At 37.6% G+C, this 22,812-nt stretch carries 22 protein-coding genes; 9 read left to right on the top strand and 13 right to left on the bottom strand.

Annotation, left to right across the window (positions count from 1 at the left end; genetic code table 11):
* Positions 1-5: 5 nt before the first annotated feature.
* On the bottom strand, positions 6-1,268 hold the full coding sequence (locus FXW07_RS13500; RefSeq protein WP_229395893.1) for an anion transporter: 1,263 nt from the start codon (positions 1,266-1,268) through the stop codon (positions 6-8).
* Between the two features lie 152 nt (positions 1,269-1,420).
* Here FXW07_RS13500 and FXW07_RS13495 point away from each other — a divergent pair, with 152 nt between their 5' ends.
* Complete coding sequence (locus FXW07_RS13495) at positions 1,421-1,612, top strand: hypothetical protein (protein WP_048122361.1); 192 nt, start codon at positions 1,421-1,423, stop codon at positions 1,610-1,612.
* Between the two features lie 1,311 nt (positions 1,613-2,923).
* On the opposite strand, the gene purH is transcribed toward FXW07_RS13495, so the two are convergent.
* The gene (purH, locus tag FXW07_RS13490; RefSeq protein ID WP_229395892.1) at positions 2,924-4,540 is read right to left on the bottom strand and encodes a bifunctional phosphoribosylaminoimidazolecarboxamide formyltransferase/IMP cyclohydrolase; all 1,617 of its coding nucleotides are present in this window, start codon (positions 4,538-4,540) and stop codon (positions 2,924-2,926) included.
* A gap of 495 nt (positions 4,541-5,035) precedes the next feature.
* Between purH and nth the strand changes: the two genes are divergently transcribed.
* On the top strand, positions 5,036-5,743 hold the full coding sequence (nth, locus tag FXW07_RS13485) for an endonuclease III (protein WP_229395891.1): 708 nt from the start codon (positions 5,036-5,038) through the stop codon (positions 5,741-5,743).
* A gap of 161 nt (positions 5,744-5,904) precedes the next feature.
* Here the strand turns inward: nth and FXW07_RS13480 are convergent, their stop codons facing one another.
* From FXW07_RS13480 to FXW07_RS13465, 4 genes are all read right to left on the bottom strand, one after another.
* On the bottom strand, positions 5,905-6,210 hold the full coding sequence (locus FXW07_RS13480; protein ID WP_229395890.1) for a PDGLE domain-containing protein: 306 nt from the start codon (positions 6,208-6,210) through the stop codon (positions 5,905-5,907).
* Positions 6,207-6,872, bottom strand: coding sequence for a cobalt transporter CbiM (cbiM, locus tag FXW07_RS13475; protein WP_048122369.1), 666 nt, complete (start codon positions 6,870-6,872; stop codon positions 6,207-6,209). Before cbiM ends, FXW07_RS13480 begins: the two co-directional genes overlap by 4 nt.
* Positions 6,873-7,551: 679 nt before the next feature.
* Positions 7,552-7,725, bottom strand: coding sequence for a hypothetical protein (locus tag FXW07_RS13470; protein WP_229395889.1), 174 nt, complete (start codon positions 7,723-7,725; stop codon positions 7,552-7,554).
* Positions 7,726-7,822: 97 nt separating this feature from the next.
* A complete protein-coding gene (locus FXW07_RS13465) occupies positions 7,823-8,839 on the bottom strand; it encodes a hypothetical protein (RefSeq protein ID WP_229395888.1) in 1,017 nt (338 codons plus the stop codon).
* 981 nt (positions 8,840-9,820) lie between these two features.
* Here FXW07_RS13465 and FXW07_RS13460 point away from each other — a divergent pair.
* Both FXW07_RS13460 and FXW07_RS13455 read left to right on the top strand, forming a co-directional pair.
* Positions 9,821-10,693, top strand: coding sequence for a nicotianamine synthase family protein (locus FXW07_RS13460; RefSeq protein WP_255679071.1), 873 nt, complete (start codon positions 9,821-9,823; stop codon positions 10,691-10,693).
* Entirely contained in the window at positions 10,686-11,507 is an 822-nt protein-coding gene (locus tag FXW07_RS13455; RefSeq protein WP_229395886.1) for a nicotianamine synthase family protein, read from the top strand. The genes FXW07_RS13460 and FXW07_RS13455 overlap by 8 nt, the downstream gene beginning before the upstream one ends.
* A gap of 145 nt (positions 11,508-11,652) precedes the next feature.
* Here the strand turns inward: FXW07_RS13455 and cbiQ are convergent, their stop codons facing one another.
* The gene (gene cbiQ / locus FXW07_RS13450) at positions 11,653-12,459 is read right to left on the bottom strand and encodes a cobalt ECF transporter T component CbiQ (RefSeq protein ID WP_229395885.1); all 807 of its coding nucleotides are present in this window, start codon (positions 12,457-12,459) and stop codon (positions 11,653-11,655) included.
* Between the two features lie 33 nt (positions 12,460-12,492).
* Positions 12,493-13,476: an ATP-binding cassette domain-containing protein gene (locus FXW07_RS13445; protein WP_229395884.1), complete on the bottom strand. Its 984-nt coding sequence runs from the start codon at positions 13,474-13,476 to the stop codon at positions 12,493-12,495.
* A 676-nt stretch (positions 13,477-14,152) separates the two neighbouring features.
* Between FXW07_RS13445 and FXW07_RS13440 the strand changes: the two genes are divergently transcribed.
* Positions 14,153-14,341: a hypothetical protein gene (locus tag FXW07_RS13440; protein WP_229395883.1), complete on the top strand. Its 189-nt coding sequence runs from the start codon at positions 14,153-14,155 to the stop codon at positions 14,339-14,341.
* 709 nt (positions 14,342-15,050) lie between these two features.
* Here FXW07_RS13440 and FXW07_RS13435 read toward each other — a convergent pair.
* The 4 genes from FXW07_RS13435 to FXW07_RS13420 all read right to left on the bottom strand — a co-directional run bounded on the left by FXW07_RS13435 (position 15,051) and on the right by FXW07_RS13420 (position 20,214).
* Positions 15,051-15,572 (bottom strand): hypothetical protein, encoded by a 522-nt coding sequence (locus tag FXW07_RS13435; RefSeq protein WP_229395882.1) that lies wholly within the window; start codon positions 15,570-15,572, stop codon positions 15,051-15,053.
* A gap of 1,156 nt (positions 15,573-16,728) precedes the next feature.
* Positions 16,729-18,036, bottom strand: coding sequence for an IS4 family transposase (locus tag FXW07_RS13430; RefSeq protein ID WP_229395881.1), 1,308 nt, complete (start codon positions 18,034-18,036; stop codon positions 16,729-16,731).
* Between the two features lie 285 nt (positions 18,037-18,321).
* Entirely contained in the window at positions 18,322-19,521 is a 1,200-nt protein-coding gene (locus tag FXW07_RS13425) for a hypothetical protein (RefSeq protein WP_229395880.1), read from the bottom strand.
* Between the two features lie 180 nt (positions 19,522-19,701).
* Positions 19,702-20,214, bottom strand: coding sequence for a hypothetical protein (locus tag FXW07_RS13420; RefSeq protein ID WP_229395879.1), 513 nt, complete (start codon positions 20,212-20,214; stop codon positions 19,702-19,704).
* Positions 20,215-20,659: 445 nt separating this feature from the next.
* Here FXW07_RS13420 and FXW07_RS13415 point away from each other — a divergent pair, with 445 nt between their 5' ends.
* On the top strand, positions 20,660-20,896 hold the full coding sequence (locus FXW07_RS13415; RefSeq protein ID WP_229395878.1) for a hypothetical protein: 237 nt from the start codon (positions 20,660-20,662) through the stop codon (positions 20,894-20,896).
* On the top strand, positions 20,896-21,159 hold the full coding sequence (locus FXW07_RS13410; RefSeq protein WP_229395877.1) for a type II toxin-antitoxin system RelE/ParE family toxin: 264 nt from the start codon (positions 20,896-20,898) through the stop codon (positions 21,157-21,159). The genes FXW07_RS13415 and FXW07_RS13410 overlap by 1 nt, the downstream gene beginning before the upstream one ends.
* A gap of 314 nt (positions 21,160-21,473) precedes the next feature.
* On the opposite strand, the gene FXW07_RS13405 is transcribed toward FXW07_RS13410, so the two are convergent.
* Complete coding sequence (locus tag FXW07_RS13405; protein ID WP_229395876.1) at positions 21,474-21,854, bottom strand: lamin tail domain-containing protein; 381 nt, start codon at positions 21,852-21,854, stop codon at positions 21,474-21,476.
* A 500-nt stretch (positions 21,855-22,354) separates the two neighbouring features.
* On the opposite strand from FXW07_RS13405, the gene FXW07_RS13400 reads away from it, so the two are divergent.
* Together FXW07_RS13400 and FXW07_RS13395 are read left to right on the top strand one after the other, a co-directional pair.
* Positions 22,355-22,558, top strand: coding sequence for a hypothetical protein (locus FXW07_RS13400; protein ID WP_229395875.1), 204 nt, complete (start codon positions 22,355-22,357; stop codon positions 22,556-22,558).
* A 1-nt stretch (position 22,559) separates the two neighbouring features.
* Positions 22,560-22,775, top strand: coding sequence for a hypothetical protein (locus FXW07_RS13395; protein ID WP_229395874.1), 216 nt, complete (start codon positions 22,560-22,562; stop codon positions 22,773-22,775).
* The last annotated feature ends 37 nt before the right edge of the window (positions 22,776-22,812 follow it).

Genomic DNA, 22,812 nt, shown 5'->3' with positions numbered 1-22,812 from the left:
AAAAGTTAAAGAAAGACTAAGTAAGTAATAGCATCCAAAATAGTAATTAAAACTCCAATTTTGGAAAATTCGGCAAATGATAGAGTTTTTCCTTCTTTTTCTGCGTTTTGGATAATTATGACATTGCTTGCAGCGCCCAGGATCAACAGGTTTCCTGCAATTGTACTTCCTGCAGCAAGCGCCATCAGTTGCACCTGAGAAACTGTACTGCCCATGGCAGGCAGATAGAGCGCAACAAAGGGAACGTTAGAAATAAGTTGACTGAGTCCAATGCTGAGTGCGAGGATCATTGACACCGAGCCTAACTGAGGAGACATCCTGGTAAGCAATTCCTGGCATGTTCCGGAAATCCATACGCTTTTCATTAGCACAAACATTGAAACGAAGAAAACCAGGGTTGACCAATCAATATTTTTCAGGACCTCAACGCGTTTTCTATTGAGCAGGACAGGCGACGCGGAGAAAAGTGCAATCCAGCTCAAATCAAAGTCCCAGGCAGGGAAAAATTCCACCAGGAAAATTTTACAGACTATGAGAATCAGCAAAAGCAAAAGAGAGATTTTTGAAGCACTGGCAAGTTCAGGGTCAGTAATAACTTCTTCAGAGTGAATAAGGGTTGATTTTCCAAATTCCTCCCGGAAAAAGAGTTTTAGCACTGCGTAAGCAATTAAAAGACATATAAGGGTTGGTATGGCGAGTGAATGCAAAAAGATTACAAATGGAGAATCAAGGTTTCCTCCGATTGCTATGAGGAGGTTCTGCGGGTTTCCAATAGGGCTCATAACGCTTCCCGTAGTCACCCCAAATGCCAGGGAAAAGAGCATTAGTTTGGGAGATATATTGTACTTTCTGGAAAAACCCAGAACCAGTGGAGTCCCCATGATAGCCAGGGTATCATTCATGAGAATTGCAGAAAGAATTCCTGTAGAAAACAGCACAAGTAAAACAAGTTGATCCGTATCCCTTGCCCTGGAAACTATCCGGTTCCCAAGCCAGGCAAGATACCCACTCATGTTAAGTGCTTCCCCAACGCAAAAAGCCCCGAAAAGGAAGATGAGCACATCCATATTAATCGCTGCAAGAGCTTCTCGGAGAGAAATCTCACCGAGCAACAGTACCAGTATCGCTCCAAAAGTCATGATCTGCCAGATATGCAGCCTTAAAGATCCGACTTGCCTGAGAGCAGTAAGTACAAAGACACCCAGAAGAATAAGCACGGAAAGGTCAGGTAAAGATACAGGAGAAGACAGTAAAAACTCTGCTGGCATAGGGCACACGAACTTAACAATATATATTTAGAATGTGATACCAGCTTAAGTATAAAACTCCTGCGCTCAGAGGGAGATTTTCTGTAAAAAAAGACCTTAATGAATAGGAAAGTACGAAAGATTTAAACGTAGACTAATAGATTTTTTAAAACATGACAATCTTTTTCCCTTTTTCTGCAACCATCCGCCAGGAAGAAGACTTCTATATCTCAATCTGCCCTGAAGCTGATATAATTTGCAAGGGAATCACTATTGAAGAAGCTATTGAAAACCTGAAAAAAGAAATGGAAAAATTCCTTGGGGAAGAACTGTCCCAGGGATTTTCAAAAATTACATTTTACTGAATCTGAAATTTATAGTTTCCTTCCGGAAATATAATCTCTTCTGATTGAAATCATGGCAGTTATCAATGATTTCAATGATTTTCATCAAAAACCAGGAACTCTGTAAGAATCGATCAGATCGCTAGCAAAGAGGTTCCGGGTTTTATCGATATCATGAACACACAGTAAAAGGGTTTTTAAAAGGGTTTTTAAAAGAGGTTTTAACAGAACTAGTAGAAAAAACAAGAGAAACATACATTAAAAGGAGGGTAAGGAAAAACCCGAAAACTTATGGTCCTTTTACCGTAGCCCCCGTTACGGTCGCTCGGAAAATACGCTCCCCCAAGCATATTATTCAGAACAGGACCAAAAAGCTTCCGGGCAATTCTTTACTATTCATACCCTTTGCTCACTCTTTGTTATCTCTAGTGTACAGTATAGGATAATCCCTGTCATTATTTTAAATTAATTATACCAAAAATTAGTTCCAAACGAAAAATGTTTTCGCATAAAAAGTTTTAAAATCGGAGTATGATTTCATGTTATACGAGTTTTTAGCGTTAACCAGATGTTAATAGACTTTGAAAAGGGAATACAGTAGTAAGAGGTTTGATTGAGAGTTAATTTACAACTGACCATCTGGCAAATTTCAATAAAAGTCCACAAAGGCATTTTCAACTTTTCAAAGAAGCAATAAGATAATAAAAAGACCAGAAAACAAAAAGGATAAGAGAATAAGAAGACCAGAGACCAGAGAGAACAAAAGAGTTAGTAAATCCAGAAAAAACGTAAGAAAATGCCTGGAGGCGCTGTACCTGTTCACTGTATCCCCCAATAAAATCTCCCTGATTACCATGCTCCCCCGAACATGATTTTCAAAGAAGGACCAGCAGCCTCCAGGCTATTCTCTTATCTATTAAGGTTTCTCTTATCTATTGAGGTGGTTACCAATCTAACTATCTAACTCCATAATATACTAAGAACATAAATTATTTTAAATTAATTATATCAAAAATTGTTTTTAATCAAAAAATATTTTGACGCCAAAGATTTTAGTTCCAGAATAGGTTCAAATATAGAACAATATTTTTAGATACTTCCGTTTTTTTGGCCAATACTATTTTTTTATATATTTAATAAATTCATATGAAGAAGCGTAAAACCCTGAGTTTTTAGCTCAGGGATATTCACATATTATCCTTCTTCATTGTTTTGTGTGGATATCTTCTCATAATATTCTCATAAAAACCAGTGCGGCCTTGAATTGAAAATCATCTAATCCATAGGGAATGACGAAGAACCCATATTATTTACATCCACACATGAAGATTATTAATGAAGGAAGTGGCGCATGCCTGTAAAGACCATGGAAACTCCTAGCCGATTTGCAGCAGCAATGACTTCGCCATCCCGAATTGATCCGCCTGGGGAAACTATGTAGCGAATATCATTTTCTGCTGCATGAATTATGCTGTCATCGAAGGGGAAGAAGGCGTCTGAGGCCATTACGCATTCTGACATAACTCTCTGGCAATAATCTTCAAAGGAGGTTTCAGGATTTTCCCGTTCGTAAATGATCCTGAGATTTTCAACAGCTTTTGTGGCTGCAAGTTTACGAATCGAGTCCACCCTGTTCGGTTGTCCTGCGCCCATAGCAAGTACCATGAAGAAACCTGGCTCATACTCGTGAGCAAGGATCACTGAATTGGATTTAGTTGACTTACAGGCTTTAAGGCAGAATTCCGAAAGAGAGCGCTTCTCTTCAGGATAAGGAATGTCTGTGACTGATTCCCATTTTTCGTAGAGGCCAATATCTCGACTTTGCTTTAGCATGCCTCCGATTACATACTTATATGTGTAGTCCGTCCCGAAAGCTTCCCTGAGATCAGGCAGTTTAAGGAGTCTAAGATTTTCACTTTTCTTTTTCAGGTATTCAAGAGCATCGGGCTTGAAGTCAGGAGCAAGAATAATCTCCACAAATTTTCCGTTCAGAAAAGTCGCAGCTTCGAGGTCAAAGATTTCATTGGTGCAGATTATGCTTCCGTAAGCTGAAATTGGGTCTCCGTCCCAGGCAGCCTGAAGAGCCTGCAGGAGTGTGCTGCCGGTTGCAAGCCCACATGGATTATTGTGTTTTACAATTGCCACGCCAGGATGAGCATTTCCTAGTTCTTTCACCGTTTGAAGAGCATTATCGGCGTCCACATAGTTATTGTAGGAGAGTTCTTTTCCGTGCAGCTGAGTAGCTTTTGCCAGGGTAGGGCCTTCAATTTGGGAATCTTTATAAAAATAGGCTTTCTGATGCCAGTTTTCGCCATAGCGAAGTTTTACACCGCCAGTAAAATTCAGGCGAAGCACGTTTTCTTCGAGCAGGGTTTTGCTCAGGTAGGTATCGATTGCTGCATCATAATCCGCAGTATGCCTGAAAGCCTTAACTGCAAGGGCAGCTCGAGTTGCCTCCGAAACTACCCCTGTTGAGCGGAGTTCTTTGAGGACACGCCCGTAGTCCGACGGATCTGAAAGTACTATAACCGAACGGTAGTTTTTAGCTGCCGAACGAAGAAGAGTTGGCCCTCCAATGTCTATGTTCTCAATGGCTTCTTCGAGTTCGACGCTTTCCTTTGAGACCGTTACCTCAAATGGATAGAGGTTTACAGCCACCATGTCAATAAGCGAGATGTCTTCTCTTTCAGCCTCAGCCATCTGTTCCTGGCTCTCTCGCAGACATAAGAGCCCGCCATGAATTCTTGGATGGAGAGTTTTAACCCTTCCTCCCATCATCTCCGGACAGCCTGTGACTTCCGAGACATCAGTAACTTCTATGCCGGCGTCGCGAAGAATTTTCGCTGTCCCGCCTGTTGAAATAATTTTCACGCCAAGTGATTCAAGCCCGCGTGCGAATTCTGCAATTCCGGTCTTGTCTGAGACGCTGAGCAGTGCCCTCTTTACCAAAAAATCACCAATATCTTTGGTTTAAAAATTCTTAGCTATAAAACTTATGGTCTACGCATTATTATATTAAAACAGAGAGTTTTTTCTGGATAAACTGAATTTATATTTTATAAATTCAGTATTTCCGTTAAGGGGCTTCCAGAATTCTTCCAGGAATATAGTTCTTTAAGTTTTTGGTACGTTTCATACACAACTCCTCCAAGTTATACATTTTTTGCTTCTTTTTTGGTAACTCGTATAAAGGGTAATATGCAGCTTTACTTTTATAGCTGCATTTTCATAAAACAAACATAGGCTGAGAAGTTAGGGCTCAAAGCCTCGGGCATGAAAAACTGGTCTTTACCTATCCTATTAAATGTTCGGGTATTCCTTATATGCTGTAACCTGCTGGATCGGACATCGAACTCAAGCTTCAAAGAAGCACAAGAAAATACCATTTCCTAAAACAAACAATTTCCGGCGAAAAATGGGACAAAACTAGAAGAAGGAGTTAGCATGCCTGAAAAAAAGTCAAAAAAATCTGACACTCAGGACTTCATTTTCGAATATGATATTCCTGATAACAGACACAATTTCGACCGAATCTGGGCTCTTTTAAAAGAAGAGTATTCTGACGTAAAACCCTCTCTTAACTACAGCAATCCCCTTGAACTGCTTGTGGCGACTGTTCTTTCAGCCCAGTCAACTGATGTACAGATTAATAGAGTGACTGATAAACTGTTCAAAAAGTACAGGACTGCAGAAGATTATGCCAGTGCAGACATCAGAGAACTTGAAAACGATTTATATTCCACAGGTTTTTACAAAAGCAAGGCAAAAAATATCAAAACTGCTGCGCAGATTATTGTTGAGAAGTACAACGGAAAAGTCCCAAAGACTATGGAAGAACTTATCAGTTTGCCAGGGGTCGGAAGGAAAACGGCTAATATAGTACTTTCTAGAGCATTTGGAATAGTAGAGGGAGTTGCTGTAGACACTCACGTAAAAAGGATTTCAAGACGGTTGGGACTTACGAAAAACTCCGACCCCGCTAAAATTGAACAGGACCTTATCTCACTTGCCCGAAGAGAAGATCTCGATTCAATTTCCATGACACTGATCTATCATGGGAGGAAGGTCTGCCAGGCAAAAAAACCAAAATGCAAAATCTGCATTGTAAAGGACTTATGTCCTTCGAGTGTAATATTTATTAGCAATGCTTGAATTTTTTTCCAGAGACAGGAGGACTAAATTATTTTGTTGAAACAAAATCTGTAAAGTTTTACTGAAAAGATTACTTTTTCAAAGATCTTTTAATATGCGAGCCGTTTCTCCCCTACTTTTTGGGAAGAACGGTTTTTATGGAAGAGAACTCTATTTTATGTTCAGACTTTTTTGCTAAAAACTTTTCCTAGCCCTAAACTGATAACCAGCACTGCAAGTGTTCCAACAGCTATTGCTACTACTTCCCCACTCTTTCCCAGGCCTTCGATGGAATAGTCAGACATCGGAGAACTTACCGCAGGTTCAGTCTCTTCAATTTGGGACATCTTCGATTCTTCAACCACCCCCCCAGCAGCACTTTCAAGCCCGTCAGGGTCGGAGGATGCGAGGAAAGGAGCTAGAACCGCAAGCAGAAGTGCAATCACAATTCCGGCATAAAATAATTTCATGTTTGATTTTCCGCTCATGCATGAGCCTCCTTTTTATGTTTATCGGGTCTGGCAGTGAAATTATCCTCAAGAAGATCAGGACGGGATTTTGCAATCGCTGTGATTACAACTGAGGTGATCAGTCCTTCACCTATAAAACCAATTATCAAGTGATATGTTCCCATTGCAATTAGACCTGGGACAAGGGGGAAGGTGCCTGCAATCCACATTTGGATCGCACAAACTATTGCCGAAATAAATAGTCCGAGCCAGGCGCCTCCGAAGGCTGCAATGCTTGTACCTACCCTACTTCGAAGGGCAACATATGTATAATATCCAACAAATCCGGAAATGACACCCATATTCAGAATATTTGCTCCCATGGTAGTGACTCCCCCGTCCCCGAAGGCGAACCCCTGCACAAGCAGGACTAGAGTAAGCACAAGGACCCCAGCCCAGGGGCTTCCGAACACGATGGCAACAAGGACTGCTCCTACCATATGCCCACTTGTTCCCATCCCTATGGGAATATTCATGGCCTGGATTGCAAAAATTCCTGCCGCAAGAGCCGCAAGAATCGGTACTTTCATCTCATCAAGCTCGTTTTTTGCCCATTTCATTGACATTATAATAAACGGAAGGGCAATAACCCAGTAAATTACTGCCTGGCTAAGCGGTATGAATGAATCAGGTATGTGCATTTCACTTTCCTCTTTTACCCCTATCTCTTATTTAGCATGAAAATGCTGCATCTGTAAGCACTTTCACTGGTTATGCATGTTATTCAAATAATATCATGTTCGTTGCCTGTAAATCCAAACAAAAGTTCTTTAGGTTCAGAAATATTCCTAAAGCAAGGAATTGAAAATTATCCTTAACATAAAGCCTGAAAATTCTTTTTCAGGAATAACCTTAGCATTTTTGAGTTTCTTGTACTGTTTTCAGTGACTGTTTTCAAAGAACACTTCCGATAACCACATTAACCAGTATTACATATATACGTTTTGGTATTACTTTTTTTGACAATTTTTTTATTGAAACCTTCTCATGTATCTCTCTTTTTATTTTTTAGTCGAATAAAGTAGCCTGGTATATTCGATTAAGTCGCACATCGATTCATATTAATTTTTTGACTTTGTCTCCTACTCTGTTTTGGTCTCCTACCCTATTTTGAAACACGGAAAAATGAATGAGACATCTTTGTTCAAAAATATGAAGTATGAAGAATGAATTTATCGAACAGGCACAAAGAAATGAAAGTACTTGAAAGAACTTTCATGCTAAAATAACGTCCTGGTTTCGTAAGAATATTATTATAAAAGTTAGCAATACGTAATAGGAAATATACCAAAAATCTTAAATATCAACTGGTAATATCGATTAATGGTCTATGGCGAACAGACACAAAATAAAATTACCTCCGAAATCGCCTAAGTCATCTGAACTCCTTTTTGCCCTGCCTGTGGTAGCAAAGCAGGCAGGAACTGGATGAAACGTTTTAGAACTCCTGGTTAAACTAATGATTTTCATAGCGCCATTTGTTATTTCACCCATATTTTACTCCCGTTCCTTCATTTTTCGTTCTGATATCTTTCCAGTCCTTGATGTTCAAGATTTTCAAGGGAATTTTTCAACTAACTCACCCTTAGCTCTAGTTATCGTCAATTCTGTCATACAGTTTTTCCAGATCCATTTGCAACCTGTTAATTTCCTTTTTCCAGATTTTTTTATTAAATTCCATACAGAGACCCATTTTCAAAGCTGCCAATTTCACATAATTCTGGGAAATTTTTCTGTTGCTGCAGGGAAGGCCGAAAGCCAGATCGGTTTTTTTGATGCTATATTTTTCGTGGATGAGAAACTCGTAAAGCTCAGTAACCAGGTATGGTTTTTCTTCAGACTGTTTGGAAAAATCCGGGCAAAGATCAACCAGATTCCGCAGGTGGGACTGGACGCCACAACATTCAGGGCACAATTGCTTTGAATTTGCAAACTTAAGCAGCTCTTTGAATTCAAGAAAAATACTCGTCTGCTCAAAACCTGAGGGTAGAGTTTTTCCGAGAAAGATAAGTATATGGATGCATTCATGAAAGAGGATTTTTGCTATCAGGAATTCAATCCTATCCCGAAGGTTCCATAATTTTTCGACCAATTTTCGTTCCCACAACTCATATGGATTTATCAGGACAAGGGATCTGTAGATTATTTTCTTGTCTTCTTTAGAAATGATTTTTTTAGGCTCGAAGGCTAACCCCGGCATCATTCCAACAAATTGAACTCGGACCGCTAGATCCCAGCAGTATTTCCATTCCCCTAAACGCGCACATTTTACCCGATAGTATTTTCCGTCAAATTTGACTCTTTTAATTAGCCGATACAGCTCATCATTTTGTTTTTTGATAAGGGCTTTTATTACAGTTTCCCTGTAAATGTTCAGGTCGAGATAGAAAAGCCCTGGAGATAAAAACGAACAATCAGGAGCAGGATTAGAAACAGAATTAGAAACAGGATAAGTAAAAGGATTAGAAACAGGATAAGTAAAAGGAGAGAAGTATAAGTCAACAGGAGAGGCTGGTGAAGAGGCAAGGAATAACTTGTCCTTCACTCTATGTAACGGCAAGCTATTTTTTTCCTTTGGCAAAACTTTCTTTGTTCCTATTCCCTGCACCGCAAATCTACCCCTCTTGAACCCGTTACCCACAATAATAGGTTATTAGTGTTAGGTTATTAGTATTACTAAAATTTATTTTTGTATTATCAAATAGTAAAACATCATAACTAATAAATACTTTATTCTACAAAAGTGAAATATAGTAACAATACCACAGAGGATATGAAGAAACTCATATTTCCTTAGAGCTTTTAGAACCCTCTTAACTCTAAAAACAGAGAAGCCTAAAGTTTTTAATTTTCAAAACAACCTTCTGCAGATTTACTGGACTCAAATCTACTGGAATATCTGTATTCTTCAAAATAACTTTTTTAACTTACTGCATTAGTAAATTTCATTGTAGTATTATGTATATAGACAAATTTATTAACTTTGTATACAGATTAGTACCAATAGGAAATAATTTATTTTAAGAAATCTATTAAAAGTATAATCCATAAGTTAAGAAAATCCTGTCTGTTCAGGAAAGGAGTAAAATATGTCTGAGAAAGTTGCAAGAGCAAATGTTATTAGGTTCAAAAATACGCACATAAAATGCCTGAAAATTAGACTTCGGAAGTCAAAACCGTTTATTGCAAAGAATGAAACTGAAGGATACAACAACCAATAGAGCTAAATCTAGAAATTTCCGGACCTGGTTAAGTCTAACATAAAATATACAATGCTGCCGAAAAAGTTCTAAAACTCTCTTTTTTGAAATTTGAAGAGGATACCTGAATTCCCCTAAAATGCCGCAACAATTTTATTTTCCCGCTGTTAACAAATATTATTTTTTTGTTTTCGTATGGTTTAAATGATTTTTACTAAGCCATCTTACGTTTTTTGTCTTATTTTTTACTTAATGCAATGAATTTTTTTAATATACTTACTTTTTTAAGATTGTAGATAAGTTTATATATATTCAACAAAAATTAATCATATATAAAATATATTTTTATTAATATATTATTGATTAATAACACGGAGTAGTGTGATCTCATGAACAGCTTACTAAGTGCTGAGGGCAACAGTTTACTGCCCATTTTTCAAGACTATGAGCCGCAATTATATGACATCAGGTCCCATATCTTACATTTTTACAACAATATTAAAGATCGTGATTTAAGTATAAGTGCAGAATCAAATATGGCTGAACTTTATATGATATTTTCCGAGCTCGATGAGCTTGGGCATCTGGATGTTTCTGAAGATCTCTGTCAGGCCTTACTTAGAGATCCGGTGATCCGTTCTGTTCTTCCTGCAATTTACACCAGTTATACTCGTTTTTTTAGTTTGCATGAGACTCAGCTAGCAAAAAATATTCTGGCTTACAGGGAACCCTGGAAAATGATGGAATCTTTTCCTCTATATTCCAGATACGAAAAAATGGTCAAGACTCAAGTTCGGGCATCCCCTGGAATTGAAGTGATGTCTTTCATAGGCTGCGGTCCTCTTCCTGTTACTCTACTTTTTTTCAGTAAATTATATGGCATCCGTTGCATTGGAGTAGATCAGGATCCTGAAGCCGTGGATCTGGCAAAAAGCTGTATAAAGCACTTTGGGCTTGAAAAGGAAATCACTATTCTTGAGGGAGACGAAACCGTACTTTCAAAAATGGAATGGGACTCTGTGCTTATAGCAGGACTTGCCGAACCCAAACAACGTATCTTCGAGAACTTACATACAATGATAAAAAATCGAGAATCAAGTTCCGAAAAACCAATTTCAGTGTGTTATCGCAACTATAGCGGCATAAGACAATTATTATACTGGCCAGTCCAGCCGGAACAGATTAAAGGTTTCAGAAAAATAAACGAAATTTACCCCGCTGGAAAAGTAAACAATACCCTGGTTTTCATGGAGTGTGAGTAACATTCAAAAAATAGATGTTAAGCCTCTAATTGCCGAATTTCGCCAGATCTATACCCAGATAAAAGATCTTAAAGAAACCGATATCCTGGATAATTCCTCTCCTGAACTGTATGCCGTGTTTAAAAGGCTGGATGAACTGGTATCTCTGGATATAGATGAACAGTCTATTGATGTACTCTTTGAAAGCCCGGATTTTAATATTCTGATTGCTGAGATTTCTCGCTTTCGGTTTTTATACAATTTGAAACTTGAAATCGAAAAAGCAAAAAGTCTTCTTGAAAGCTCGAATCCGTGGCAAACTCTCCAGAATTTTACATTTTATCCGAACTACCTGCAGCTTGCCAGAACCGAATATACAGGTTCAGGTCTTAAACCAAAGGATTGTGTTCTTTTTCTTGGAAGCGGCCCTCTACCTCTGAGTCTAATAATGCTCTGTCGCGAACACGGTCTTTTCGGAATCGGAATTGAACAGGATGGAAAAAGGGTAAGCCTCTCCCGGGAGGTAATTGCTTGTCTTGGTCTTTCCGAAAGTATTGAGATAATCGAAGGAAACCATTTCATCCTGCCCCTTAAAACCAGATGTGACCTTTACATGGTTGCGGCCCAGGCTGAACCCAAAGAAGAGATATTCGAGCACCTTGCAAAAGTCCTTCCCAAAGAAAGTAAAGTTTCCTACCGCCTTTATGAAAAGGGCCTTCGGAGAATTCTGGACAGTAATTTCCTCTTTGAACTGCCTTCAGGATTTGAAGAATATCTCAGGGTTCAGCCGGAACCTCCAGTTAATAATACGGTTGTATTTTTGAAAAAGAGATAAAATCTTCTGGCTGTAGGAAGCGGTTTTCAAAATCTTCTATAATAATCAGTTTTCAGAAAGAATCAGTTCTCAAAAATAATAAGTTATCAGAAAGAATCAGTTCTCAGAAAAGTTAAGGGAGTAGTGGAGGCAGTGGAAGCTCCTTTCAGACATAAAGGTGTATATATAATATGCAACCTGCACTCAGGAGCAAAAAGAAGATGTCCTGAGCTCTGATTTTTGTCCTATAATAAGCCTTTTCATGACCACTTCCGTAACCTCTGCAAAGCATACTTATATAGGTCCTTTCTCCCTGCTCGTAGGAGCGTATGAAAATAGAACTTATGCTGTTTCCTACCTGCTCGATGACCCATTTTCTTGGCACATCTTTGTTCCAGATATCAAAAAGCCTTGTTTGCTGTGCGGTCCTTATCCTTTTAAGAACGGCCCAGAACAGGAAAAGATAGCGTATCATCATGCTCAAAAGCAGAGTAAACTCTCTTGGAATGCCTATTCTGTCTGCAGCTGCAACCATATCTCTCAGCCGCGTAGTAGAAGAAAACAGGATAATAGCTGTTATGCAGACCAGAAATTTTGCAAGCAGGGTGATTCCAAAGTCAAGTCCTTCATAAGTTATACTGAGCCCGAAAGGCAGGTCAAGAGGGTATAGAGTATAATTTTCTATAAAGGAAGGTCTAAAGAATGGCTGGATAAGGGCTATTGTGAGTCCGAATGGTAAAATTGCAAGAATACGAAGGAAAAAGTATCTTAAGTCGAGCCCTGCAGCAAGCACCAGAAGCAGCAAATAAACCTCGATGGCAAAAAGGCGGACCATATTTTTTTCGTGAATCCGGGGCAGGCTAACTGCATAAATGATTATTGCAAATGTAAAAAGCAGCTTTATCCGGGGGTCAAGCCTGTGTACTGGACTGTCTTTATATGATTCGCGTTCAATATCCGTGAGCGTTACCATTAAAAATTCTCCTCTGAGGACTATTTCCGGCTTTCAATCAAGCCTCATATTTTGCTGTCCCGAGCTTATAAGCCGCAGTACTTCGTCTCTGGCTGCTTCGGCTGTTATCTGTATGTTAACATTGAGTCCTTTTTGCTGGAGCATCTCGAATACTTCAGCCACTCTCGGAAGTCTGAGGTGAGCTTTCCTGAGGAGTTTGGGATCACTAAATATCTCATCCGGGCTTCCGTCAGCCTCAAGTCTTCCATGATGGAGAACAAAAACCCTTTCTGCAAAATAAGGAACCACATCCACATCATGGGTAGAAAGGAGAAGGGTAATTCCAAGTTCCTTGTTCATCTTCATAATTAACTCAAGCACGCGAGCAGAACTGAGAGGGTCAAGGCCAGCTGTTGGCTCATCAAGGACTATAACCTCAGGGCGCATGGCAAGGATGCCTGCAATCGCCACAAGTTTCTTCTGCCCTCCGCTTAGATGATGCGGAGCCCTTTCCTCAAAACCTGTGAGTCCGACCATCTCAAGGGCTTCTTTAACTCTCATTTCCACCTCTCTTCTGGACAAACCCATATTAATCGGCCCAAAAGCAACATCTTCTTCAACACTCGGAGCAAGCACCTGGTCGTCAGGGTCCTGGAAGACGATTCCTACGGTTTCCCTGCAAGCCCGGAGATTCTTCTTAGTCATTTTTTCCCCTTTTATCAGGATTTCCCCTGAAAGAGGCCGCAGGATTCCATTAAGGTGCTTGAACAAAGTCGATTTTCCGGCTCCATTAGCTCCAAGCACTGCAACTCTCTCCCCTTTGAACACTTTGAGATTGATTTTATCCAGGGTATTTGAATCAAGATGAGAGTATCTATGGCAGAGGTCTCTGACTTCCAGTACAGGAACGCCATTTCTTTCGGGAAACATGCCCGATTTTTCGGAACCTGTTCCGGCTTTCTGGCTCATTCTGCCTGTTGTTTCTTTTGGGAAAGTTACTGTTTCTTCTGAGTTCTGTGGGGAATTCGGAGTGCTCATACTGAAAACATCCTGTATGAAGATCGCGTTTACATATGAAAACTAACTTTTTTAAAAATAGTATTACAAGTAATGAAGTTATCTTTCTTATGTATTATGGTTTGTACTTTACCTTTAACTTATCCATCTATTGTTTAGTTCCATTTCATTATTTGCATTTAATTTTATATATTATTTTAAGTGCCTTCAAAAAAGATTCTGATTAAACTTGCCTTTCAAAGATGTGTGATTTTACGGCATCTATAGACTTTGTTTGTGTATGCCTAATAAAAGAATAACCCTTTCGGTAACGATTTTGTTAGGATGACAGGTATTTCTTTAACAAAATTTTTGAAAGATTTTAGTTTTCGTACCTGTAGCTTTATTATTTCTAGAATAACAAATGATCAAATACATATTTTGCATGGCCACAAAAAACCCGTATTCAAAATATCGTATACGAGTGGCCTTCTAAACAGATTAATGTATTGGTCAGTTGTGGATTTTTTATACTATCTCGTTGTAACATTAATTGTGAACTAAAATTAAGATCTACGTTTATAGATTTTTTGCGAAAAAAACGAAATGAACAGACTTTTTAAAGTGAGTTTATTAATTAGGATCAACAATTCAAGCAAAAATGAGATGTCGCTTGATGCTGATTTTAAGGAAAATTTTTGGCAAAAAACACATTTCTTTGAAAGGAAAGGCAAACCATAACGAGGAAGGAACAAAGGCAAATGGCACATTTATGACGATTGTTCAGACGACAAAGAAACTGGGTGTAAGTGCATATCATTACATGTGTAATAGAGTCGGCGGTACATTTGAGATGCCATCTCTGGCTCAACTCATCAAAGAAAAAAGCTTGGTGAGTGGAAGGTGAGAGATTTCCACTCAACTTGAAGAGGATACGAATCCAGTTTTTATCAAAATCGATATTCGCTATCTAAAGACTTGAATCACTATGTTGTATTACACAGATGATGACCATTTACAAAATCTAGTGATTTTGAATTTTATATTCATCACTAGATTTTGGTACTGAGTCCTGTAATGAGAACGCTTAGTGTTATTTCAACGCAGCCTATAATGAGAATGCTCAGTATTATTTTTTTGTTAACCAAAATATAAAACCTCCATTTTCGATTATTAACCCTGTAATCTCAATTATGAAAGTGAAGAAATGAGAAATTCATCAAAGAACATTCATATTCTTGCAATTTCAAACGGGGATTAATCCCCTCCTTTCGTACTTGTTACTATTAGTTATTGGCTAATTACCAAGAATTTTGGACAGGTAATAGGCAATTACCACTACCAGTAAGCTTTGTGTTGAAAAAGAAGTTAATAAATGATTAACTCGGAAAATCTGTTTGTAAGAAAAAAATCCCTTGGGCAAGATCAAAATACTTATATAAGATTATGTGAGGTAGATCCAAAATATGGGGTGACTGTTGTTCTGGAAATACCTTCTGCCTGAGTAGATAAATATAAAAAAAGAATGAATGTGTCGTTTTTATGACGTGGATTATTAAGTCTGTTTAAAAATAAAATAGGATAAATAGATATATTTGCCCTATGATGAACTTATCTCATTTTCCAAGTTTACGAACTTGGCAAATATGGGATATTGAGGCGGCCATGAAAAGAAAGTTTGTAAACAGCATCCACTTAGAACTTGGGATCCATTTTATTAACCCTGCAACTATAAGGAAACCGCTGACTGTGGCAAATATGCTCAGGCCAAGATAGAACTGGCTCCAGGGTATATCTCCTTTATTAACAGTTTCCAGGTAAATGTCAAATTCCTGGGAGGCTGGGAGAAGTTCCACAGTGTCCTGCTCTCTATTGTAGGCAACGATCCCCATATTTTCCATTTTTGGGATATGTGTCTGAAGCAGTGAAACATATATGCTTTTCCTAACACCCCTATTTGGCTCTTCGTCTTGGGATTCAATACGGGCGATCTCTTCGGACAGGGAACGTACACTCTGGTTTCCCTGAATGCGGAGGAGTTCAAGCACAAGCCTTCTTCGGTCGTTCTGGAGTACTCCAAAAATGTCACTCTTTGATAACTGCGATTGTGTTTGTACAGTTCTCTGAGTATTAAACATTTTATTTACTAGATAATAAACATTATTTATTAGGGAGTTCAAGCACAAGAATATCTCTCCATTTTTTTAATAAAAAACTTATGTATCCTCTTCAGATTCAATGGAGAATTTTCCAACTTTACACGTATGTGATAATTTTGACATAGTTAGGTACTCGAATATATCGCTTGAGATTGTTTCATAAACTTGGAATAATTCTTAAATTTTTGTAACTATTCAGCCTGCCGGAATCTATTGATCTATATCGATTTTGATGAAATCGGCATGTCTGAATTTTAACTAGTAAGGATTGAAAAAACGTAATCAATAGCCAACAATTAAATAAAATACATTTTCTGAAATTTGCCAATTGAATTTGGGTAAATCAGGCTAATGATGTTGTTTTTCCTAGGCTGAATAGTTACAAATTTTCAACAAATATATGAAATTTATTTTTACCCATTGAATCTACATGGCTCTTCGTTGTTTTGTGTGGATATCCTCGTAATGTCTTCATAAAAACCAATGCGGTCTCGAATTGAAAATCATCTTATCCACAAGGAATGACGAAGAGCCATACAACCTTACTCTTTTTTGGATTTGGCAGGTACTGAAAGTTCTGTGAACCACAAAATTTTAAAAAAATCGTAAAAATTGAGAACTTGATCTAGGTAGACCAGTTTCAGATACAGTGTACAAAACACAGTATACAAAAATGTGACTTAAAAATTACAACATATTCAGAACACTGCCTTAGAATTAATTACTAATTATGAACATGACTCTCTTTTTGTGTTTTGGTTATTTATTATGCAATGTTATTCGTAATGTTATTTGTAATGTTATTTGTAATGTTATTTGTAATGTTATTTGTTAGAACGTTTATAATGTAGTCCATACATATAAATATATAGGATTTCGCATATATTTATGGTTTTTAATATAAGTGTATGAATTTCAATATAAATATTCATTTTTAGTATTTATTGAACATACTTAATAGAAATCTTGAGTTATTAATTGGAAATCACCACGATCAGTATTTTTGTGTTGAAAAAAATGGTTATATGTTTTATCCCAAAATAATTTCGCTTTTTTAATATTTTTTCATCGGTCATCGGTTAAGGATTTATTTCCATTTCCTGTTACTCTTTTTTGAGTCCAATCTCTCTATTTCTTATTCAAACCATTCTTCTCTGAACCTTTCTCTGTTTACATGTGGATCCAATGCTTGACTTTCGTATACACTCATTATCGTTTCGAAAGTTCTTTGAATTCCACATCTATTCAGAATTACTGTCAACAGATCTGATGCATTCTCTGCAAATATTGTGCTCCAGCGTAACTGCGTATATTGAGCCATTTTTTCAGGATGAGCTGTTGAGTTTCTTACAAGAGAATAAATTCTTCTGCTAACGATTAGCGTCAACATTGCTGTCCATATTAAAGCCTCAATTACCTGTATATTCTTTGTATCCAGAACGTCAAGAGCGTATTTGCTTTTTAACTCTTTAAACAGCAGTTCTATGTCCCATCTTGCCCCGTACAATTTTGCAATATCTTTTGCATTCAAAACATCTTTCTGAATATTTGTGATATATATATGATGTTTTTCATCCTCATCATTATATACTGCAACAAGACGTACAAGCATCTCATCCTGCTTTTGTTTGCCTTTATATGCTCTTCTTTTGAATGCTATTTTTACAACTGCATCAATATCTTTTCCAGAAAGTTGTTTAATACACTCACTAACAGGTTTTCCAGCGAACTCTTTGCTTTTTGTCTTAGAAAGTCCCTCTTCAATAGAAACAAGAATAGGATCCATATTCTTCCTTATTCTTGAAACAAAATACCCTCCGTTTTCCTCAACTCTTGCAAACATTTGAGTTTTGTAAAAACCAAGATCAACAAGAAGAATACGGTCTTTGATCCAGGGACCGATTTTCAATGTTTTGATCTCAGCTGTTTTCTCAGAGTATAAAGCAACAGTTTTAGGGCCGTTAGCAACTGCACTTACCATAACTCCCACTTTTATCCCAGCAGCTACTGTTCTTGCTCTTGCTGCTGGAAACTTGTCTGATAAAGAGGAGTGAAGGCGAACAATTGTGCTGTCCTGAATGAGAACATCCTGGAAGTTTTCGAGTTTCTTGCTAAGTTTTCTACCAGGTTCTTTTGCAAGCTCTTCTATGCCGTGAATTACACACTGATGAAGAAACTCCACAAGTTCGGGAGTGAAGCGATAGTACCAGCTGCTATCACTTATGGTTTTACTGGATTCGGTTTCATAGTCTCGTTTCAAACTGGCAAGTGTACGCTGCAAGCGGACACCAAAACTGAGAGTTAAAACCCAAAAGATGATGACAGGATCAATTTTACGCTCACGTACTATGAGACCAGTTTCTTTGGCAGTTTGCCTTAACCACTCTTCGGGAAACATTCCCCGAAGAGAGTCTTCAAGAGTAGGTGGGGGACGAGGAGACATAGATGAACTAATATTTAGGATATTAATATAAAAACACATACGGGAGTGGTTTTCTAACGCTTAACCGATGACGCATGAATATTTTTTATTTTAATCATACATCATATACAGTTGACACACTATTTTACTCCAATTTCGAACTTGTTTCATTTTACATGATTAGTCCACAATACCAAAATGGAATTTTACTTACTCAACGTTTAACTCTTTGCGTCGCCTGCTGTTGTATTTGGTATTAAGCATTTAAAGGATTTTGAATCTGCGAAATTATTTCAGGATACAACATTACTGAGATACGGGTGAAATGGAATCTCCAGTTACGTATTCCATAAATCCATCTGCAACATATGAAACCGGTTTCCCGTCAATTTCTCCATTGACGTTGTAAGTTCCAATCATCTCCCAGATTACACGATATTTAAGTGTCACGTTTCCATTTTCATCAATTGTTGGTACAGATACTGGAAGTGGAGTAGAATGTTCCGAGGTGGTTGTAAACTCTATATTTAGACGATCACCAGAATCGGATGAGACAAGTATACCTGTGTTAAGAGGTAGAGGGAACGAACCTGCCGGCATATAAGCACCTAAGTATGGCATCGGAACGGGCTCATTGACATATATAAAGTTCGAATGAATGATTTGGATCTCCTTATCATTAAAAGTAGCAGCGATTTCCCTGTTCTTCCATACGTTCAAAACTGATCTTAATGATTGAGTATATCCAGCATCGGTGATGTTCCCAAAGTTAATTGAATATTTTCCGACATCATTTCCATTCAAACCATTCTTGGTCTGAGTAACCTGACCCCAGTCCCATCCAAGATCATCTCCCCAAGACCAGTATCCCCAGTTGTGGTCATGGTAACCTCTTTCGTTTTTCAGGATATATTTTTTCCCATTAACAGAAAGTTCGCCGTTGACCTTCATTTTTGATGAAGCTACTATCCAGTTGATACCTTCTCCCGGTACTGTAGAGAAACCAGAAGCATTAAACTCTGGGGACGGCTCTACCTCCGGTTTAAATAATGCATCGAAGACCGTAGATCCGTCATCGGATTCTACGTGCACAGAATATCCCGCTGGAGTCAGCCTGACCGTACTATTAGCTATCGTAACATTTGGCGTTTGAGAAGAGTATTCTGCAATACCTATTGGATATGATCCAAAAGAGGCATTGGAATTCTCGTCGCCAGTATCATAACCAAGAAGAACAGAAGAGGAATTAAAGACCCCATTTAATTTAAATGTACAGATGATTGAAAGGTTCTGTTCTTCATCTATTACATTGAAGTAATGCCACTCATTGTATAGGGGCATCATACTACTGTCTGTCGGAGGATGAAAAACATCAACCGTTGAAAGTTCTCCTATCAAACTATTATTCTGGCTATTATTCTGGCATGCACCGAGAGCAACCCCTGAAACTGCCAGAAGTGAAAAAAGTACAAAAATTACCGGTTTTAATATCTCTTTAATTTTCATTAATCACACCACTATGTACAAAACCTTTTTTCTTCACTTGCAACAAAAAGTTGATTTTAAGAAATTCCGATTTCATACAGTCATACATGTGATAGATTATAAAAGTGTTATTAAATTAACTTAAGATTGTATTGTTTCATATATTTCTTCACAGGTTCTTTCTTCAAAAAAGAAATAAGTTTATGTTATTCCTGCTAACTCAGACGCTCTCTTAAGATGATCTGTACCGGAATCGCGAAATGTTCTGGCCTTTTGGAAATTTTCAGCTCCTATAGTACCGTTTTTCGCTTCATTTGCTCCCTGCAACAATGACTGGCCTGCAGAGTTATAGTCCTGAAGAGCCGCTCTCCATTCTTTCTGCGCATCCTGGAGTTTGGAAGATACGGTATATTGATCATTTTCATCTATGGCGTTCTGAGTATCATTTACTATTTTTTCGGCGTAAACTGCGAGTGCGGTATAATCAGAATTGTTTGTAGCGTTGGATACACCGTTCAGATCTGCATTAAGTATCTTCAAATGCTTCTGGACGTTAGCTGCCCATGCAATATCCTGGGATGCTGACTTAAGGGAATTTTTCAGTGAGTTTGGTTGAGCCTGAGAAACATTTTCTTCGTTTTGTGACCCGGCTAAAATCCCGACAAACAGTGCAACTAGCAAAATAAACAATGCGATGTAGATGTATTTTTTCATATACACTCCCTTAAAAGTTCATCTGTAACAATAAAGATTTAGAGGAGAGGTATTATAAATTATGTTATGGTTATGTTTTTCTGATATAAGTTCTGGAAAAATCGTTTTGAGAAAGCGGGGTATATCGAGAGTTATAAATCAGGAATGATCTTCTATTAAATATTTTTTATTATGATTTTACCCAACTTCATTAAATCTTATTATTTCGCCGTTCATATTATGTTCAAGTTCTTCAGCTTCAAAAACGTCGAAGTCAAGCAGATTGAAGTGCCTGGGGAGATATAAGTGGTAGAAATTTTGGTGACTGTTTAAGGGCCTATAATAATTCCATCATAACTGTTGTAACACTAAAAGGACAGAGAATCTATTTAATTTTAGATAACTTTGATACACAACCTATTGAGCTAAAAACGTTTATAATCTATAGTATCCTATAGGATAGTATATGGCTGCTACAACTACAGTTTGTCTTGAACCTAGAGTAAAAGAGATGCTTAATGGCTTGAAAACTCACCGAGAAGAATCTTATAATTCTGTTATCGAAAGGATCGCAACTATGGCTTATGATAGTGAACCCTTGACAGACAGTGAAATTAAAGGAATTGAAGAAAGCCTGAAGGACATAAAAGCAGGAAGATACTATAGCGAAGATGAAGCAAAGAAAATGATAGGTATAGACTAATGTACACTGTTCAGTATACTTCACGCGCTATTAAGGATATCAATAAACTGCCACTTGAAGCTAGAAAAAGAATTTTTGATGCGATTACTGAGATTAAGGAAAACCCTTACTCACATGTCAAGAAATTAAAAACATCTCCTGATTCACCTATCTATTCTTTGAGAGTAGGAGAATATCGAGTACTGTTGAATATTACACGGTCACAGCTTATTATTTTTGTAATCGGAGCTGGATATCGAAGCACAGTTTACAGAAAATTTTAACTAAAATCACTGAATAGGAAATTAGGTTCTGATAAAAACAGGTCTTGTTACAATATTAGGTCTGAACTGTTTTTCAGCGAAGGACAGACCTGTATCGTTTCTCTTATATGCTCTATAGCCAGTTCAACTGTTTTTCCCTGAGTATGGCAACCCGGTATGTCAGGAACTTTTTTTAATATATATTCCGTCTTCGTCCTGCTCGATCAGAAACGTATAATTCAGGCTCTTGCCTTCATCTTTACCGGAATTTCAGTGAAGTATTTTTAAGTTATGGGATTAGCTCATACAATAAAAAAGAAGAAATGAGGCAATCCTCATTTCTTTACAGTTTTCGAAGAAACCAATTTTCCTTGAGCATTATACAAATACGCCGTATCTCCGGTATTATTCCAAATAAAGGAGTACTTATTCCAATACAACGTGCTTCCGGAGTTTCTGCCCTTTCCGCTTCTGAGAGTTACCGAAGCTTTAGATTTTAATGTGTATGAAGAAAAAGTGTAGGTATGCTTTGCACCCTTGTCCTTAATTTTCCAACCTTTCAGATTTACCGATTTTGTTCCTTTATTTGTAATTTTAACATATTCTTGATTCGGCTTTTCATTAGCTGCTCCAACATATAAAGCACTTATATAAACCGAGGTTGTCGAACCACTTACCTTTTCAGTGGCACCCAAAGCAAAAGGAACGGTACCCAAAATCAAACAAATAGCCAAAAAGATAACAAATGTTTTGTTCTTTATCGTATTACTGCCTCCAATATTTACTCACTGTTTTATAATGTTGGAGAGTAACTTTTGAATAGTGTATATCTCTTCCGATTAAACCCAAAGAAATAAAATTTATATTTCAAGAAATATCCAAAGTTTGGTGTATGTAATCATATTTAGCATACATGATCAAAGTCACATTTGAGCCTTCGATGGCAATTCACTGGTTAGTTTAGCTATGGCTTCGAAGAACCAAAATAAGTACAACCTTACTGCCTAAGATAATGATGGGACCTACAGTCAAAAAAGGTTGAGGTAAAAAGTACTTTCATAAAAGTACTTTCATTTCTTTGTGCCTGTTATTCAAAGAATTTCATGTTCGTTTAGTTTAGGAAGTATGATTTTCTACCATTAAGATAAAACTTGAAAGAAAAACAGGTATACCAAGAAAGCATACTTATAAATGAGATTCATATTAACCATTTATTATGGCTGAGGCTGATTTTGAGGAGAAAGTAATAAAGGAACTCGATTCTATCAAAAAACAACTGACAGACATAAGAGAGCATATGGTAGACGTAGACTGTATACTCACTGATAAGGAAAGAAAGCTCGTAGATAAAAGCCATGAGCACCAGAAAAAAGAAAAACTGACTTCCCTTTCGGAGTTCAAGAAAGAACTGGGAATCTAATATGTTTGAAATTTTTCTGGACACGCCTGCAAAGAATTTCATCAAAAAACTCGATTCCAAAAACAGCCAGAGAATCATCAAAGCCATTGAAAAACTTGCTGAAGACCCTATTCCTCATGATGCTAAAAGAATCTACGGCACCAGCGAAAAGCTTTTTAGAATAAGATTGGGGATTTCAGGATTCTCTATCGGATTGACTATGAAGAGATTATTATAATTATTGTCAGCGTCGATTCGAGAAAGAGAGTATATAG

The organism is Methanosarcina sp. DH1 (assembly GCF_020804205.1).
GTDB lineage: Archaea > Halobacteriota > Methanosarcinia > Methanosarcinales > Methanosarcinaceae > Methanosarcina > Methanosarcina vacuolata.
Note: the sequence above shows the minus strand (reverse complement) of the source record. Positions and strands in the feature narration are given on the sequence as shown.

Coding starts and splice junctions, on each gene's coding strand:
- FXW07_RS13460 (WP_255679071.1), top strand. CDS start 9,821: ATGAACAGCTTACTAAGTGCTGAGGGCAACAGTTTACTGCCCATTTTT.
- FXW07_RS13410 (WP_229395877.1), top strand. CDS start 20,896: ATGTACACTGTTCAGTATACTTCACGCGCTATTAAGGATATCAATAAA.
- FXW07_RS13400 (WP_229395875.1), top strand. CDS start 22,355: ATGGCTGAGGCTGATTTTGAGGAGAAAGTAATAAAGGAACTCGATTCT.
- FXW07_RS13425 (WP_229395880.1), bottom strand. CDS start 19,521: ATGAAAATTAAAGAGATATTAAAACCGGTAATTTTTGTACTTTTTTCA.
- FXW07_RS13495 (WP_048122361.1), top strand. CDS start 1,421: ATGACAATCTTTTTCCCTTTTTCTGCAACCATCCGCCAGGAAGAAGAC.
- FXW07_RS13445 (WP_229395884.1), bottom strand. CDS start 13,476: ATGAGCACTCCGAATTCCCCACAGAACTCAGAAGAAACAGTAACTTTC.
- FXW07_RS13500 (WP_229395893.1), bottom strand. CDS start 1,268: ATGCCAGCAGAGTTTTTACTGTCTTCTCCTGTATCTTTACCTGACCTT.
- FXW07_RS13420 (WP_229395879.1), bottom strand. CDS start 20,214: ATGAAAAAATACATCTACATCGCATTGTTTATTTTGCTAGTTGCACTG.
- FXW07_RS13430 (WP_229395881.1), bottom strand. CDS start 18,036: ATGTCTCCTCGTCCCCCACCTACTCTTGAAGACTCTCTTCGGGGAATG.
- FXW07_RS13415 (WP_229395878.1), top strand. CDS start 20,660: ATGGCTGCTACAACTACAGTTTGTCTTGAACCTAGAGTAAAAGAGATG.
- FXW07_RS13480 (WP_229395890.1), bottom strand. CDS start 6,210: ATGAGCGGAAAATCAAACATGAAATTATTTTATGCCGGAATTGTGATT.
- nth (WP_229395891.1), top strand. CDS start 5,036: ATGCCTGAAAAAAAGTCAAAAAAATCTGACACTCAGGACTTCATTTTC.
- cbiQ (WP_229395885.1), bottom strand. CDS start 12,459: ATGGTAACGCTCACGGATATTGAACGCGAATCATATAAAGACAGTCCA.
- FXW07_RS13470 (WP_229395889.1), bottom strand. CDS start 7,725: ATGGGTGAAATAACAAATGGCGCTATGAAAATCATTAGTTTAACCAGG.
- FXW07_RS13395 (WP_229395874.1), top strand. CDS start 22,560: ATGTTTGAAATTTTTCTGGACACGCCTGCAAAGAATTTCATCAAAAAA.
- FXW07_RS13435 (WP_229395882.1), bottom strand. CDS start 15,572: ATGTTTAATACTCAGAGAACTGTACAAACACAATCGCAGTTATCAAAG.
- cbiM (WP_048122369.1), bottom strand. CDS start 6,872: ATGCACATACCTGATTCATTCATACCGCTTAGCCAGGCAGTAATTTAC.